This is a genomic window from Herbiconiux liangxiaofengii, assembly GCF_041927335.1.
In the GTDB taxonomy this organism is placed as follows: Bacteria; Actinomycetota; Actinomycetes; order Actinomycetales; family Microbacteriaceae; genus Herbiconiux; species Herbiconiux liangxiaofengii.
The window spans coordinates 187,573-202,834 of record NZ_JBHFHD010000006.1 but is presented as its reverse complement, the minus strand read 5'-3'; the positions used below and the strand labels follow the sequence as shown (position 1 = coordinate 202,834).

At 69.1% G+C, this 15,262-nt stretch carries 17 protein-coding genes; 5 read left to right on the top strand and 12 right to left on the bottom strand.

The window, feature by feature from the left end:
* Positions 1 to 14: 14 nt before the first annotated feature.
* The 4 genes from rnhB to ACEXOR_RS04735 form a co-directional block, all read right to left on the bottom strand.
* A complete protein-coding gene (gene rnhB, locus ACEXOR_RS04750) occupies positions 15 to 785 on the bottom strand; it encodes a ribonuclease HII (protein ID WP_374848241.1) in 771 nt (256 codons plus the stop codon).
* A complete protein-coding gene (lepB, locus tag ACEXOR_RS04745; protein WP_374848240.1) occupies positions 782 to 1,642 on the bottom strand; it encodes a signal peptidase I in 861 nt (286 codons plus the stop codon). The genes rnhB and lepB overlap by 4 nt, the downstream gene beginning before the upstream one ends.
* Before the next feature lie 88 nt (positions 1,643 to 1,730).
* Positions 1,731 to 2,078: a 50S ribosomal protein L19 gene (gene rplS, locus ACEXOR_RS04740; protein WP_374848239.1), complete on the bottom strand. Its 348-nt coding sequence runs from the start codon at positions 2,076 to 2,078 to the stop codon at positions 1,731 to 1,733.
* Positions 2,079 to 2,307: 229 nt separating this feature from the next.
* A complete protein-coding gene (locus ACEXOR_RS04735; RefSeq protein WP_374848238.1) occupies positions 2,308 to 2,817 on the bottom strand; it encodes an MFS transporter in 510 nt (169 codons plus the stop codon).
* 130 nt (positions 2,818 to 2,947) lie between these two features.
* Between ACEXOR_RS04735 and map the strand changes: the two genes are divergently transcribed.
* On the top strand, positions 2,948 to 3,718 hold the full coding sequence (gene map, locus ACEXOR_RS04730; RefSeq protein WP_374848237.1) for a type I methionyl aminopeptidase: 771 nt from the start codon (positions 2,948 to 2,950) through the stop codon (positions 3,716 to 3,718).
* 10 nt (positions 3,719 to 3,728) lie between these two features.
* On the opposite strand, the gene trmD is transcribed toward map, so the two are convergent.
* The 4 genes from trmD to rpsP are packed head-to-tail and all read right to left on the bottom strand — an operon-like array spanning position 3,729 to position 5,803.
* Positions 3,729 to 4,424, bottom strand: coding sequence for a tRNA (guanosine(37)-N1)-methyltransferase TrmD (gene trmD / locus ACEXOR_RS04725; protein WP_374848434.1), 696 nt, complete (start codon positions 4,422 to 4,424; stop codon positions 3,729 to 3,731).
* Positions 4,424 to 5,089, bottom strand: a complete 666-nt coding sequence (rimM, locus tag ACEXOR_RS04720; RefSeq protein WP_374848236.1) for a ribosome maturation factor RimM — start codon at positions 5,087 to 5,089, stop codon at positions 4,424 to 4,426. Before rimM ends, trmD begins: the two co-directional genes overlap by 1 nt.
* Positions 5,090 to 5,096: 7 nt before the next feature.
* The gene (locus ACEXOR_RS04715; protein WP_374848235.1) at positions 5,097 to 5,333 is read right to left on the bottom strand and encodes an RNA-binding protein; all 237 of its coding nucleotides are present in this window, start codon (positions 5,331 to 5,333) and stop codon (positions 5,097 to 5,099) included.
* Positions 5,334 to 5,335: 2 nt separating this feature from the next.
* The gene (gene rpsP, locus ACEXOR_RS04710; protein ID WP_374848234.1) at positions 5,336 to 5,803 is read right to left on the bottom strand and encodes a 30S ribosomal protein S16; all 468 of its coding nucleotides are present in this window, start codon (positions 5,801 to 5,803) and stop codon (positions 5,336 to 5,338) included.
* 176 nt (positions 5,804 to 5,979) lie between these two features.
* Between rpsP and ACEXOR_RS04705 the strand changes: the two genes are divergently transcribed.
* Positions 5,980 to 7,113, top strand: coding sequence for a glutamate--cysteine ligase (locus ACEXOR_RS04705; RefSeq protein ID WP_374848233.1), 1,134 nt, complete (start codon positions 5,980 to 5,982; stop codon positions 7,111 to 7,113).
* Between the two features lie 15 nt (positions 7,114 to 7,128).
* On the opposite strand, the gene ACEXOR_RS04700 is transcribed toward ACEXOR_RS04705, so the two are convergent.
* Both ACEXOR_RS04700 and ffh read right to left on the bottom strand, forming a co-directional pair.
* Entirely contained in the window at positions 7,129 to 7,932 is an 804-nt protein-coding gene (locus ACEXOR_RS04700) for an LLM class F420-dependent oxidoreductase (protein ID WP_374848232.1), read from the bottom strand.
* 95 nt (positions 7,933 to 8,027) lie between these two features.
* Positions 8,028 to 9,605 carry a signal recognition particle protein gene (ffh, locus tag ACEXOR_RS04695; RefSeq protein ID WP_374848231.1) on the bottom strand — a complete coding sequence of 526 codons (1,578 nt, stop codon included), beginning with the start codon at positions 9,603 to 9,605 and terminating at the stop codon, positions 8,028 to 8,030.
* Positions 9,606 to 9,704: 99 nt separating this feature from the next.
* Here ffh and ACEXOR_RS04690 point away from each other — a divergent pair, with 99 nt between their 5' ends.
* The 3 genes from ACEXOR_RS04690 to ACEXOR_RS04680 are packed head-to-tail and all read left to right on the top strand — an operon-like array spanning position 9,705 to position 12,454.
* On the top strand, positions 9,705 to 10,124 hold the full coding sequence (locus ACEXOR_RS04690; RefSeq protein ID WP_374848230.1) for a MarR family winged helix-turn-helix transcriptional regulator: 420 nt from the start codon (positions 9,705 to 9,707) through the stop codon (positions 10,122 to 10,124).
* A complete protein-coding gene (locus tag ACEXOR_RS04685) occupies positions 10,121 to 11,512 on the top strand; it encodes an MFS transporter (RefSeq protein WP_374848229.1) in 1,392 nt (463 codons plus the stop codon). Before ACEXOR_RS04690 ends, ACEXOR_RS04685 begins: the two co-directional genes overlap by 4 nt.
* Before the next feature lie 33 nt (positions 11,513 to 11,545).
* Positions 11,546 to 12,454, top strand: coding sequence for an LLM class flavin-dependent oxidoreductase (locus tag ACEXOR_RS04680; RefSeq protein ID WP_374848228.1), 909 nt, complete (start codon positions 11,546 to 11,548; stop codon positions 12,452 to 12,454).
* On the opposite strand, the gene arfA is transcribed toward ACEXOR_RS04680, so the two are convergent.
* On the bottom strand, positions 12,447 to 13,958 hold the full coding sequence (gene arfA / locus ACEXOR_RS04675; RefSeq protein ID WP_374848227.1) for an arabinosylfuranosidase ArfA: 1,512 nt from the start codon (positions 13,956 to 13,958) through the stop codon (positions 12,447 to 12,449). The two genes, ACEXOR_RS04680 and arfA, sit on opposite strands and share 8 nt — an antisense overlap.
* A 1-nt stretch (position 13,959) precedes the next feature.
* The gene (locus ACEXOR_RS04670) at positions 13,960 to 15,252 is read right to left on the bottom strand and encodes a family 1 glycosylhydrolase (protein ID WP_374848226.1); all 1,293 of its coding nucleotides are present in this window, start codon (positions 15,250 to 15,252) and stop codon (positions 13,960 to 13,962) included.
* Between the last annotated feature and the right edge of the window lie 10 nt (positions 15,253 to 15,262).

Here is a 15,262-nt window from a genome sequence, read left to right as displayed (position 1 = left end):
TTCAGTCTAGGCCGCTACGCCGACTCCGAGAGCCCGTCGAGCTCGAACAGGGCCTCGGCGGGCGGCGAGATGCGGGAGAGCCAGGTGTGCCGGTGCAGGGCGGTGGCGCCCAGCGACACGATGGCGTCGCGATGCTGCTCGCTCGCGTAGCCCTTGTTGCGCTCCCACCCGTAGGCCGGATGCGCTGCGGCGTGCTCGATCATCAGCCGATCGCGGGCGACCTTCGCCACCACGGAGGCGGCGGCCACCGACGCGCAGTCGCGGTCGGCCTTGATGCGGGTGCGCACGGTCACGGGCATGGGCGCAGCGGCGGTGAGCCAGTCCCACTGCCCGTCGAGGATGATGGTGGCCGACGACACGTCGACACCGTCGGCGGCGAGCGACTCCAGCGCCCGACGACCCGCGAGGCCGAGGCACGCGCTGATACCGATCGCGTCGATCTCGTCGGCCGAGGCGTAGCCGACGGCGTGCGCCAGGCTCCACGCCCTGGCCACCGGTGCGAGCTCCTCCCGCCGGGCCTCGGAGAGCATCTTCGAGTCGCGGAGGCCCTTGGGCACCGACTTCGTGGCTCGTACGTCAATGGCGCTCACACCGACGCCCACCGGCCCGGCGAGGGCGCCGCGACCCACTTCGTCGCAGCCGATGATGATGCCGCTGTGCGGGGCTCGCTCTTCGACGGCCTCCGGTTCGACCGGGGCGACGGATGCGGCGGGCCGACGGCGCGCACGCACCAGCCCCGCGATCTCCCGCTCGAAGCGCAGCGTGGGATCGGCGACCGGGCTCATCGGGAGGCTCCGGGCAGAGCCGGCGCCGTCACCGCCGAGCCGTCGGACGCGGCCGAGACGGCCGAAGAAGAAGAAGACACCGACGGTGCCGACAGCGCCGCCCCCGTCCCCTCCGGGATCCCGTCGAACACGCTCCCGTAGTTGTCGAGCCACGCCCAGTGGTCGATCGGCCAGGTCACGAGCACTGCCCGCCCCACCACGTTGCTCTCGGGCACGAAGCCCTTGCCCGGCTTGTCCTGGTTGAACCGCGAGTCGGCCGAGTTGTAGCGGTTGTCGCCCATCACCCAGAGCGAATCGGCGGGAACCGTGATGTCGAACGGCTCCTGCGAGACGGCAGACACGCCATCCGGGAGCTTCAGATACGCGCTCTCATCGAGCGGCACGTCGTTCACCTCGAGCTGGCCGAGGGCGTTGCAGCAGGTGACGTGGTCGCCCGGCAGGCCGATGACGCGCTTGATGAGGTGGTCGTTCGCGTCGTCGGCGGCGAGCCCGACGCCTTCGAGCACCCAGTCGAGGGCGGCGGCCACCGGGTTCTTCTCGGCCTCGACCGTCGGCAGCAGCCAGCCGCCCGGGTCTTTGAACACCACCACGTCGCCGCGCGAGATGGGGATGAGGTTCGGCTCGAGCTGGTTCACGAGGATGCGGTCGTTGACCTGCAGCGTGTTCTCCATCGACCCCGAGGGGATGTAGAACGACCGCACCAGGAAGGTCTTGATGAGCACGGACGCCAGCAGTGCGATCACGAAGATGATGAGCAGGTCGCGGGCGAACAGCCACGCGCTCTTCGAACGCTTCGAATTCCGCTGGTCGGCGGTGTCGCCACTCGTCTCGTGCGAGGGCACTGATGTATCTGTCATTTAACCGCCTGAGCTCCCGAACCACTGTAGTGGTCGGGAGCTCAGGATAACTCTCAGCGCGCGTCGAGCGCGAAGCGAATTCGCAGGACTACGCGTCGCGCTTCTCCTTGATCTTGGCCTTCTTGCCACGGAGGTTGCGCAGGTAGTACAGCTTCGCGCGGCGCACGTCACCGCGGGTGACGACCTCGATGTGGTCGATCACCGGCGAGTGCACCGGGAAGGTACGCTCGACGCCCACCTGGAAGCTGACCTTGCGCACGGTGAAGCTCTCGCGGACACCCTCGTTCTTGCGGGCGATCACGACGCCCTGGAAGACCTGAATACGCGAGCGCGTGCCTTCCACGATGTTCACGTGCACCTTGACGGTGTCACCGGCGCGGAAATCGGGGATGTCGGTACGCAGCGACGCTGCGTCGACGGAATCGAGGATATGCATGATGTGTTCGCAATCTGTACCCGCCACAGGTCGACTACGGCTTCGGTGTCAGTAGATGGTGTGCGCATGAATTGGTGGCTCCCCTGTGGCAGAGCCTGGCCGCGGCACAAGGGTCAATTGTGCCACAGACCGACGGATGCGCGCAAAGCCCGCGATCCGGTCTCCCAGAAAGCGTCGAACGGCAACGTCGCCGGGCCCCCGATCCGGCTCCGCGACGCCGCGAACCCGCTCAGTAACGAGGAGGCGTCGAGCCGTGGTCCGACGTCTCGATCACGATGTACTCGCCGTCGGCCCTCGGGCTGCGCGGCTGGCCGGCGATGCTCGCAGCCCGCGCGGCCTGGGCCTCGAACGACGCCAGGGTGGCCCGCACCCGCTTGCGGGTCTCGATGACCAGTTGCACGATGCCGGCCCAGAAGAGTGCGATCAGCGCCACCACGGCGAGCGTGCTGAACAGCGCCGTGAAATCGCTGTAGAAGCCGACGGCGATCACCAGGGCGTGCAGCACGGCGAGGAGTGCGACATCGAGCCAGGAGACCGCCTTCTCGGCGCGCACCTCCTTGCGGGCGGAGGTGACTCCGGCGACCGCGAGCATCCCGACCGTCAGCATCATGATGCCGACGATGACCCCGAGGATCTGCCAGCCGGTGGCGGAGAACAATCCCCAGCCCACCAGAACCCAGGCGGGCAGGATCACCGAGGCAGGAAACTGCCAGTAGAAGAACGCCCGTCGGATGATCACATGTTCAGCGTAGGCAGACTCTCCGGAAGTTCCCTGTGTTCCCGGTGCGCAGACGGTGAACGGGCGGGCGGTCGATAGGGTCGTCAGGGACGCTTTTCCGATCGCGTCGCACGCTCTGGAAGGAATCAGCATGATCGAGCTCAAGACCCCCGCCGAGATCGAGCAGATGCGCCCCGCCGGCGCTTTCGTGGCCGAGGTGCTGACCGAGCTCGCGAAACGGGCTGCCGTAGGAGTGAACCTGCTCAAGCTCGACGCGATCGCCCACGACATGATCCGGGCGCGCGGGGCGGAGTCGTGCTACATCGACTACCACCCCTCGTTCGGAGCGTCGCCCTTCGGCAAGGTGCTCTGCACCAGCGTGAACGACGCCGTGCTGCACGGCCTGCCCTTCGACTACGCGCTGCGCGACGGAGACGTGCTGAGCCTCGACTTCGCCGCCTCAGTGAACGGCTGGGTCTCCGACTCGGCGCTCACCGTGGTGGTGGGCACCCCGAAGTCGGCGGCGGACACCCGCTTGATCGAGGTGACCGCCGAGGCTCTGGCCGCGGGGATCGCTGCGGCCAGGCCCGGCAACAAGGTCGGAGACATCTCGGCCGCCATCGGTGCCGTCGCGACCGCCGCGGGGTACGGCGTGAACACCGACTTCGGCGGCCACGGGGTGGGCCGCACCATGCACGGCGACCCGCACATCGCGAACCAGGGCCGCGCGGGCCGGGGGCTTCCCCTCCGCCCGGGCCTCGTGATCGCGATCGAGCCGTGGTTCCTCGAGACGACCGACAAGATCTACACCGACAAAGACGGCTGGACCCTGCGCTCGGCCGACGGCTCGAACGGCGCCCACATGGAGCACACCGTCGCCATCACCGAAGACGGCCCGCTGGTTCTCACCGCTCGCTCCTAGGAGCGCGGCCTCACTCCGGCGGGAGGAGATCCGGCCGCACCCGGCGCGTGCGCTCGAGCTGCTGCTCGTGCCGCCAGGCCGCGATGGCCTTGTGGTTGCCGTTCATGAGCACCGGAGGCACCTCGAGCCCACGCCACGACGCCGGCTTCGTGTAGCTCGGGTACTCGAGCAGACCGTCCTCGTGCGACTCCTCGACCAGGCTCTCGGGGTTGCCGACCACGCCGGGGATGAGCCGGCCGATGGCCTCGATCATCGCCATCACGGCGACCTCTCCCCCGTTCAGCACGTAGTCGCCGATCGACACCAGGCGCACCTCGGCCCGCGTGGCGGCGTGATCGAACACCCGCTGGTCGATGCCCTCGTAGCGGCCGCAGCCGAACACGAGGTGCTCGCGCGTGGCGAGTTCGCGTGCCATCGCCTGCGTGAACACGGTGCCCGCCGGTGAGGGGAAGATGACGACGGGACGGGCATCCGGATGCTCGGGCAGGACGGCATCGAGGGCCTCACCCCAGGGCTCCGGCTTCATCACCATGCCGGCACCGCCGCCGTAGGGCGTGTCGTCGACGGTGCGATGGCGGTCGTGGGTGAACTCGCGCAGGTTGTGCGCCTTCACGTCGAGGATGCCGGTGCGCCGGGCCTTGCCGAGGAGCGAGATGTCGAGCACGTCGAAGAACTCGGGGAAGATCGAGACGACGTCGATGCGCATCATGCCGATTCGGTCGGCTCGGCCGGTTTCTCCGCGGCCTCGGAAGGCCGGGGCTCGTCGTCCGTCTCGGACTCCTGAGCAGCGCCGGGCTCGTCGTCCGTCTCGGACTCCTGAGCAGCGCCGGGCTCGTCGTCGGGCAGTTCCTCGAAGAGGCCGGTCGGCGGCGTGACCGTGACGACGCCGGCGGCGAGATCGACCGACGGCACGATCGCCTTCACGAACGGCACCATCACCTCGGCGCCCTCGGTGGTCTTCACGATCAGCAGGTCCTGCGCCGGCATGTGCTCCACGAGCTTCACGGTGCCGATCTGACGGCCGTCGCGCTCCACCCGGAGCCCCACCAGCTGGTGGTCGTACCAGGCGTCCTCCTCGGTGGAGACGGCGTCTTCCGGGTCGAGATCGATCCAGAGGATGGCCTTGATCAGCGCCTCAGCGGCGGACCGGTCGGGCACGCCCTTGAAGAAGCCCACCGGATGCCCGTTGTACCAGCGGAGCTCGGCCAGCTCGAGGGTCTTGCCGTGCCAGGGCGACGAGGTGGGTACCTGCAGGGTGAACACCGCGCCCGGAACGAAGCGTCGTTCCGGGTCGTCGGTGAACATCTCCAGCTTGATGGCACCCTTCAGCCCGTGAGCCTTGGTGAGCCGGCCAACCCGGAGCTGGGTCATGTTGTTCTCAGTAATCGGTGTCCACCACGTCTACACGAACGCGCCGGCCATCAGCCAGAGCGGAGACGAGCGTGCGCAGGGCCTTGGCCGTGCGCCCGGAACGACCGATCACGCGACCGAGGTCATCGGGGTTCACACGAACCTCGATGACCTCGCCGCGCGGTGAGCTCTTCGTGACGACCCGGACGTCGCCCGGGTTGTCGACGATCCCCTTGACGAGGTGCTCGAGAGCGGGAGCGAGCAAGGTCAGGCCTTGTCCGCAGCGTCTTCGGCCGCCTCGACGGCGACCTCGTTGGCCTCGGCGTCGGTCGCGGCAGCGGCCTCGGCGTCAGCAGCGGCCTCGGCCTCGACGACCGCGGGCTTCTCGGCCTTGGGCTTCAGGACGGGCTTCTTCTTCTCGTCGGCGACGTAGGCTTCCTTCTCGCCCTTGACGCGAACGGTCGACACGGCATCCTTGTCGCCCTTGAACTTGCCCCAGTCGCCCGTGAGCTTCAGGAGCGCAGCGACCTGCTCGGTCGGCTGAGCGCCGACGCCGAGCCAGTACTGGGCACGCTCGGAGTCGACCTTGATGACCGAGGGCTCCTCGGTCGGGTGGTACTGACCGATCTCCTCGATGACGCGACCGTCGCGCTTGGTGCGCGAGTCGGCGACGACGATGCGGTAGTAGGGCGCGCGGATCTTGCCCAGGCGCTTCAGACGGATTTTGACAGCCACAATTCTCCTGTGTGATCTATGAGGTGGGCGAACTGACAGCCGTGAGCGTGGGGGCACACTCGGCAAAAGCTCTAAGGGAATCCGCACCGCCTGATTAGAGGGTCGGGCGAGGGCGGACTCGACTGGCTATTCTGACAGATATCGCCACCAAAGCGGTAATTCTCGAAAGGCTGCCCGTGCAGATCAGCTTCGCCCCGTCGGAACGATCGACCCTCGGCATCGAATGGGAGGTCGCGCTGGTCGAGCAGAGCTCGGGCGATCTGGTCTCGGTGGCGGCCGAGGTTCTCGAGTCGCTGCAGCAGCCCGACGGCTCGCCTCATCCGCAGATCACCGGCGAACTGCTGCTGAACACGGTCGAGCTCGTCAGCCGCGTGCACCACCGCGTGAAGAACGCGGTGGAGGACCTCACGGGGCAGCTGGCCGAGGTGCGGGCCATCACCGACCCGCTCGACGTGGAGCTCATGTGTGCCGGGTCACATCCGTTCGGCCAGTGGTTCGACCAGACCGTCACCGACAAGGAGCGGTACCACAAGCTCATCGACCGCACCCAGTGGTGGGGCCGGAACATGATGATCTGGGGCATCCACGTGCACGTGGGCATCGATTCGCGCGACAAGGCGCTGCCGATCGTGAACTCGCTGCTGAACTACTACCCCCACCTGCAGGCGCTGAGCGCGTCGAGCCCGTTCTGGGGCGGCGTGAACACGGGATACGCCTCGAACCGGGCGCTGATGTTCCAGCAGCTGCCGACGGCCGGGTTGCCCTACCAGTTCGGCAGCTGGGCGAACTACGAGGAGTACGTCGACGATCTGCTGCGCACCGGCGTCATCAGCGACCACACGGAGGTGCGCTGGGACATCCGGCCGAGCCCGCAGTGGGGGACGGTGGAGATGCGTGCCTGCGACGGACTGTCGAGCCCCGAGGAGATCGGCGCGGTGGCCGCTCTCATCCAGTGCCTCGTCGACGACATGGCCGAGCGGCTCGACGACGGCGAAGAACTGCCGACCATGCAGCCGTGGTTCGTGCGCGAGAACAAGTGGCGCGCGGCCCGCTACGGCATGGACGCGGAGATCATCCTGAACTCCGCGGGCGACGAGCAGCTGGTGACGGATGCGATCCGTGGCGAACTCGTGCGCCTCGCGCCGACCGCGGAGAAGCTGGGCTGCACGGCCGAGCTCGACCAGGTGAACCTCATCCTCGAGCACGGCGCCAGTTACCAGCGCCAGCTCCGCGTGGCGGAGGCCAACGGCGGCAGCCTGCACGCCGTGGTGGCCTCCCTCACCAAGGAACTCCGCCACGGCCTGCGCTAGCGCGGGCTCCGCCGGCTAGAGCGAGTCCCGCCACTTCACGAGGTCGCGCACGCCCTGCATGTCGAGGTCGGGGGCGGAGATGCCCAGGGTGAAGAGGGTGACGCCGAGTTCGAGCTGGCGGTCCATGTCGGGCAGCTGGTCGCCGCGGGCGCCTCGGGTACCCACCGAGATCTCGATCTCGGAGAACGGGCGGCCGACCTTCCCGCACCACTCCTCGAGGATGCCGAGCTTGCGCTCGAGCGTCTCGGTGTCGGCGAAGGAGTGCCAGATGTCGGCGTGCTCGGCCACGATGCGGAGGGTCTTCTTCTCTCCCCCGCCGCCGATCAGCACCGGGATGTCACGGGTGGGCGCCGGGTTGAGCTTCGCCCAGCGCGCCTCGATCCGCGGCAGCGCCTCGGAGAGGGCATCGAGCCGCTGACCCGCGGTGCCGAACTCGTAGCCGTACTCGTCGTAGTCACGCTCGAACCAGCCCGAGCCGATGCCGAAGATCAGGCGCCCCTCGGCGCCGTCCTTCGCGCTGATGTGGTCGACCGTGCGGGCCATGTCGGCCAGCAGGTCGGGGTTGCGGTAGCTGTTGCAGGTCACCAGCGGGCCGAACTGGATGCGCGAGGTCTGCTCCGCCCAGGCCGCGAGCATCGTCCAGCCCTCGAAGTGCAGGCCGTCGGGTTCACCCGAGAGCGGGTAGAAGTGGTCCCAGTTGAAGGCGATGTCGACGCCGAGGTCTTCGAGCTCGGAGAGGGTGTCGCGGATGGTGCCGTACGAGGCGTGCTGGGGAGCGATCTGCACGCCCACGCGCACAGGGCGGGAAGTGGTGGTCATACCCCCAGCCTAAGCACTACCGGGCTCCTCGAGTTGCGCCGGATCGCCCGTTCGCGGAGCGGATGGGGGCGATTCGGCTCAACTCGGCGAGCGGGTCAGCGCAGGAAGCGCTGCAGCGCCTCGAGTTCTTCGGGCGACGGGTTCTGGGCACCATCCGGAGCCTTGGAACCGAGCCCGAAACCGGCGCCTCCCCCCGAGCCGGCGGCGAGGGCCGGCTTCTCGCCCGACACCCGGGCCGCGTTCTCGGCCGCCCGCTTGGCCGGGTTGCCCGACCGCGAACCGCTCTTCTTCTTGGCCTGCTGCTTGCCGCGGCCGCCGCTGAAGCCGGCGCCAGGGATGGGGCCCATGCCGGGCACGTTCGGCACGCCGCCCTTGGCCACCGTCTTCATCATCTTGGAGGCCTGCTCGAAGCGCTGCACGAGCTGGTTGACGTCGGTGACCGTCATTCCCGAACCGCGGGCGATACGGAGCCGGCGGGAGCCGTTGAGGAGCTTCGGGTTGACGCGCTCGGCCTTGGTCATCGACTGGATGATGGCCTCGGTGCGCACGATCTCCTTCTCGTCGAAGTTGTCGAGCTGCTGCTTCAGGCCACCGGCGCCGGGAAGCATGCTCATCATCTTCTTGATGGAGCCGACGTTGCGCAGCTGCTGCATCTGCTTCAGGAAGTCATCAAGCGTGAACGAGTCGGTCGCGAACTTCTCGGCGACCTTCAGCGCCTCTTCTTCGTCGAACGCCGACTGCGCCTGCTCGATCAGCGAGAGGATGTCGCCGAGGTCGAGGATGCGCGAGGCCATCCGGTCGGGGTAGAAGGGCTCGAAGGCGTCGAGCGTCTCTCCTGTGGAGGCGAACATGATGGGCCGGCCGGTGACCGAGGCCACCGACAGTGCGGCTCCACCGCGGGCGTCGCCGTCGAGCTTGGTGAGCACGACACCGGTGAAGTCGACGCCCTCCTGGAAGGCGCGGGCCGTGGTGACGGCGTCTTGGCCGATCATCGCGTCGATGACGAAGAGCACCTCGTCGGGGTCGACGGCCTTACGGATGTCGGCTGCCTGCTTCATCATGTCGGCGTCGACGCCGAGTCGGCCGGCCGTGTCGATGATGACCGTGTCGTACTGCTTGTCGACCGCGTACTTGATCGAGTCCTTCGCCACGCGCACCGGGTTGCCGACACCGTTGCCGGGCTCGGGCGCGAACACCGCCACGCCGGCCTGGCCGCCCACGATCTGCAGCTGGTTGACCGCGTTCGGCCGCTGGAGGTCGGCCGCCACGAGCAGCGGCGTGTGGTTGTCCTTCGCCAGCCAGCGCGCGAGCTTGCCCGCGAGGGTGGTCTTACCGGCGCCCTGGAGGCCGGCGAGCATGATGACGGTCGGCGGCCTCTTGGCGAACTCGAGCCGGCGCTGCTGGCCGCCCAGGATCTGCACGAGCTCCTCGTTGACGATCTGCACCACCTGCTGGGCGGGGTTCAGCGCACGGTTCACCTCGTCGCCGAGCGCGCGCTCGCGCACCTTGCCGGTGAACTCCTTCACGACCTCGAGCGCCACGTCGGCGTCGAGCAGGGCGCGCCGGATCTCGCGCACGGTGCTGTCGACATCGGCCGGGCTCAGCTTGCCCTTGGTGCGGAGATTTCTGAAGGTCTCGGCGAGCCGGTCGGAGAGGTTTCCAAAAGTAGCCATCGTGCAAGCAGTTTAACCGGTCGAGGCTGAACACCGGGTACGGATGGCGGGCCGGGGCGCACAGGTCGTTAGCAAGGCTAATTAGCGTATGATAATTACATGGTCATCTCCTCACTGGGCAGCGAACTGCGGCAGGCGACTCTGCGGCTCGCGCGACGCATCCGTCAGCAGCGTGCCGACGATGAGCTGTCGCCCGGCCAGAGCGCCGTGCTCGCGGTGCTCGACCGAACCGGGGGCAGTTCGCCGGCCGACCTGGCCGCTCACGAGCAGGTCAGCCCGCCGTCGATGAACCGCACCCTCAACGCCCTGCAGCTCGCGGGGTACGTGAGCCGCACCCCGAGCGGCGACGACCGGCGGATGGTGGTGGTGACCCTCACCGAGGCCGGCCGGGAGGTCGTGCAGGCCACCCGGGTGCGCCGCGACGTGTGGTTGGAGCAGCGGCTGGAGAGGCTCACCCCCGCCGAACGGGAGCTGCTCGAGCGCGCGACCCCGGTCATCCGGAAGCTGACGGCCGAATGAGCGCGATGTTCCGCTCGCTCGCGAGCATCGACTACCGCATCTGGTTCGCCGGCGCCCTCGTGTCGAACGTGGGCACGTGGATGCAGCGCACCGCACAGGACTGGATCGTGCTCACCGAGCTGAGCGACCACGACGCCGTGGCCCTCGGCATCACCACCGCCCTGCAATTCCTTCCGCAACTGCTGCTCGTGCCGTTCTCGGGGCTGATCGCCGACCGGCTCGACCGGCGGCACACCCTCATGGTGACCCAGCTCGCGATGGGTCTGCTCGGCGCCGGGCTCGGTGTGATCGTGCTGGCCGGGGTCGCCCAGCTCTGGATCGTGTACCTGTTCGCCCTGCTGCTCGGAGTGGCCGCCGCGGTCGACGCGCCCGTGCGCCAGACCTTCGTCTCCGACCTGGTGGCCGGGCCGAACCTGGGTAACGCGGTGGCGCTGAACTCGGCCTCGTTCAACGCCGCCCGCACCATCGGTCCGGCCGTGGCCGGACTGCTCGTGGCGGGCATCGGGGCCGGTTGGGTGTTCCTTCTGAACGCCGTCACGTTCGCGGCGGTGCTCGCGTCGCTGGCCGCCATCCGGGCCGACCGCCTGGTGCAGGTGCCTCGGGCTCCCCGCGCCAAGGGGCAGCTGCTGGAGGGGTTCCGCTACGTGCGCCAGCGCCCCGACCTGCTCATCCTGTTCGTGGTCGTGTTCGTGATGGGCACGTTCGGCTTCAACTACCAGATCTTCACCTCCACCATGGCGACCGTCGAGTTCGGGCTCGGGTCGGCGGGCTTCGGCATCCTCACCTCGGTGATGGCGCTGGGGTCGGTGGCGGGCGCCCTGCTCTCGGCCAGCCGCGACAAGCCGCGGGTGGTGCTGGTGTTCGCAGCCTGCGGCGCCTTCGCGGCGAGCGCGCTGGCCGCGGCGCTCGCGCCGTCGCTGATCGTGTTCGCGGTGGCGCTCGTGCTGATCGGCTTCGCCGGCCAGGTGATGATCACCACCGCCAACGGATCGGTGCAGACCAGCACCGATCCCCTCATGCGCGGGCGGGTGATGGCGCTCTACATGGCCATCCTGATGGGCGGGACGCCGATCGGGGCACCGCTGATCGGGGCCGTCGCCAACGCCCTGGGGCCGCGCTGGGGCCTCGGCGTGGCGGCCGCTGCCGGGCTGGTGGCGTTCGCGGCCGGCACCGTGTGGCTCGTCGTGTACCGGCGGGCGCGCCTGCAGCGGGTACCGCTCGAGCGCGACGGCCGGGAGGGCACGCGGCGGCGCCTGCGCCTCGTGTTCGGCGAGGGCGACCGGATGGCCGCGACATCCACGGCCACCGGCTCCTTCCAGGCCGTCGCGCCGCGTGAGGAACTCGCCGACGACCTCGAACTCGACGAGGCCGAGGCGCGCCGGGTCTGACCGAGGGGGCGGACCGCGTGCCAGACTCGCAGCATGCGCCACGGAATCGTCATCCTGCCCCAAGATCCCTGGGTCGAAGGCCGCCGCAGGTGGCAGCTCGCCGAGCAACTGGGATTCGACCATGCCTGGACCTACGACCACCTCTCCTGGCGATCGCTCGCGGGTGAGCCGTGGGGCGCCACCGTGCCGACGCTGACAGCCGCCGCCACGGTCACCTCGCGCATCCGGCTCGGCACCTTCGTGGCCTCGCCGAACTTCCGGCACCCTGTTCCCTTCGCCAAAGAGCTGGCGACCCTCGACGAGATCGCGGGCGGGCGGCTGACCCTGGGCGTCGGATCGGGCGGTACCGGGTTCGACGCCTTCGTGCTCGGCCAGGAGGAGCTGACACCCCGGCAGCGGCACGAGCGCTTCGCCGAGTTCGTGGAGCGACTGGACGCCCTGCTGCGGTTCGAGGCCGACGCCGACACCGACACCGACACCGACACCCCATCCGACGCCGGATTCTCCTTCGAGGGCGCGTGGTACACGGCGAAGGATGCGCGGATGGTGGGCATCCCCGCCCAGTCGCCCCGCCTGCCGTTCGTGCTCGCTGCGAACGGGCCGAAGGGGCTCGCGCTCGTCGCGCGCTTCGGCCAGGGCTGGGTGACCACGGGCCCCGAGGGCCGCACGGGCGAGGAGTGGTGGAGCGCTGTGGCCGAGCTCGCGACGCGCTTGGATGACGCGGCCACCGCATCCGGTCGCGACCCCGGCACGATCGACCGTTATCTCTCGCTCGACTCCGGCGGCACGTACTCCCTCAGCAGTGTCGACGCGTTCCAGGAGCTGTCGGGCCGCGCAGGCGAGCTCGGGTTCACCGACGTGATCGCCCACTGGCCGCGGCGCGACGGCATCTACGCAGGCTCGGAGGACGTGCTCGTGGAGGCGGCCTCCCGCCTCAGCTGAGCGTGATCACCGTCCACGACACCGGCGGCAGCTCGATCGTGGCCACGCCGTCGCCGAGCACCAGGGTGTCGTTCACGGCTATGCCGACGCGCTGCGGGTTCTCGAGGGTGTTGACCGCGTGGAAGTCGTCGTCGGCGAGCGTCTGAGCCCCCGCATCCGACACCGCTCCCACGCAGCTGAGATCGAGCTCCAGGGTCGTGGTCCCGCTCTGCGAGCGGTTGACCACGAAGATGCTCGTGCGGCCGGTGACCTCGTCGACCGTGGCGACGGCGTCGAGGGTGGGCACCGATCCGTACTCGGCGGTGTCGTAGCGCTCGCACTCCACCCGGGTCGAGACGGTGCTGCCGGTGGCCAGCGCCGAGGTGAGGGCGAACGGGAAGAAGGTGGTCTGCTTCCAGGCGATGCCGCCCGGCTCGGTCATGATCGGCGCGATCACGTTCACCAGCTGCGCGAGTGAGGCGCTCGTGACCCGGTCGGCGCGCCTGAGGAGCGAGATCAGGAGATTGCCCACCACCACCGCGTCGGCCACCGTGTAGGCGTCTTCGAGCAGCCGGGGAGCCACCGGCCAGTTGTCGGCGCCGGTGAGCTTGTCGACCTTCTCGAAGCGCTCGTTGTACCAGACGTTCCACTCGTCGAAGGAGATGTTCACGACGTGGTCGCTGCCCTTCACGGCCTTGACGTGGTCGATGGTGGCGACCACCGACTCGATGAACGCGTCCATGTCGACGGCCGAGGCGAGGAAGCTGCCGAGATCGCCGTTCTTCTCCTCGTAGTAGGCGTGGCAGGAGATGTAGTCGACGTCGTCGTAGGTGTGGTTCAGCACCACCCGCTCCCACTCGCCGAAGGTGGGCATGTGCCGGCTCGACGAGCCGCAGACCACGAGCTCCAGCGCGGGATCGAAGGCGCGCATGGCCCGGGCGGTCTGCGCGGCGAGCTTGCCGTAGTCGTCGGCGGAGCGGTGGCCGAGCTGCCACGGGCCGTCCATCTCGTTGCCGAGGCACCACATCCGCACGTCGAAGGGCTCGCGGCGGCCGTTCGCCGCGCGACGGTCGGCGAGCGCCGTTCCCTGCGCGAGGTTGGAGTACTCGAGCAGGTCGAGGGCTTCGAGGGTGCCACGGGTGCCGAGGTTCACGGCCAGCATCAGCTCGCTGCCCACCGACTCCAGCCACGATGAGAACTCGTGCAGTCCCACCTCGTTCGACTCGGTGGAGTGCCAGGCCAGATCCAGGCGCGCGGGCCGCTCGGCCACCGGGCCTACGCTGTCCTCCCAGCGGAAGCCGGAGACGAAGTTGCCCCCCGGGTAGCGGATGGCGCTGACCCCGAGCTGCTCGACGAGCTCGATGACGTCGGCGCGGAAGCCCCGCTCGTCGGCGGAGGGATGGCCGGGCTCGTAGAGGCCGTCGTAGACGCTGCGCCCCAGATGCTCCACGAAGGAGCCGAAGACGCGGCGGTTGACCGCGCCGACGGGCAGGCGGGGGTCGAAGATCAGTCGTGCGGTGGCCATCTCAGCCTTTCGAGGTGGGGGTGGAGGTATCGGAGGCCGCGAGCGCGTGCTCGCGGAAGCGTGCGGCGACGGGGTTCTCGCGCCGGCCGAGCGGACCGCCGGCGTCGACGGGCTCGACGAGGTCGTAGAGGCCCATGCTGAGCAGGTGGGCGGCGCGCGGAGCGGTGCTGTGCCGGTAGGTCCACTCGTACATGTCGAACAGCGGCCACCAGGTGTAGCCGACCACCGGCAGCCCCTCGGCGCGGGCCGCCTGGAGAGCGCCCACCGAGGCATCCAGCCACCGGATGCGCGCCTCGGGCGAGTCGGTGACACAGGTCTCCGAGAGCATCACCGGGGCTCCGTAGCGGGAGGCGTAGTCGCGGAGGGAGGCGAGCATCCCGTCGGTGCCGTCGTCGAGCGTGGGGCGCGGATCAGCGAAGCCGCCGCCGTGGGTGACGCCCGCCTCGAACAGCTCGGTCGAGTGCCGCGGATAGTAGTTGACACCCATCACATCGGGGCGCACCGCGTGCTCGGCGAACCAGGCGAGGGCGTCATCGGACAGCCCGTTCGAGCTCAGCAGCGGCCGGAGCGGATGCTCCTCGACCACCGATCCGGTGACCAGGTCTTCCACGAGGAAGGCCTGGTGCCGCAGTCGCTCGGCGGTCTCCCGGTGCTCGGGCGCATCCGTGTCGCCGGCGTAGCGGAGGGTGGCGTCGACGTGCACGAAGCTCGCGGCGTCTCCCAGCACCTCGGCGATGCCGCGCTGGGTCAGCACGAAGCCGCGGGCCAGCGCGGCCGAGATCGACACGAGACCATGAGGGCCGCTGAGGTACGGGGGCCAGTAGGCGTACTCGCCGCTGAACAGCGCGTGGATCATCGGCTCGTTGACCGGCGTGTAGTCGGTGGCCACGTCGCGGTAGCGCTCGGCGACGGCCACGGCGTACTCGGCGACGCGCTGCGGGTAATCCGGATGCGCGAACTCGCCCTCCAACCAGAGCGGCGTCCCGTAGTGCAGCAGGTCGACGATCGGGCGGAGGCCGTGCTCGCCGAAGGAGGCCATGGCGCGGTCCAGCCACGACCAGTCCCACTCCCCCGGCGCCGGATTCACCCGGTGCCACGGGATGCCCCAGCGCAGGAACGAGGCTCCGACGCCGGTGGCGAGTGCGAAGTCGGTGTCGAACTGCTCGTAGTGCTCGGTGAGCTCGTACTCGTCGACGGCCCGTTCGCCGGGTCGCTCCTGGGGCACGAAGGTGTCTTCGATGCCGAGACCGAAGTGCATCCGGCCGTCGTCGAACCATTTGATGGTGTCGGTCATGGTTCTCTCC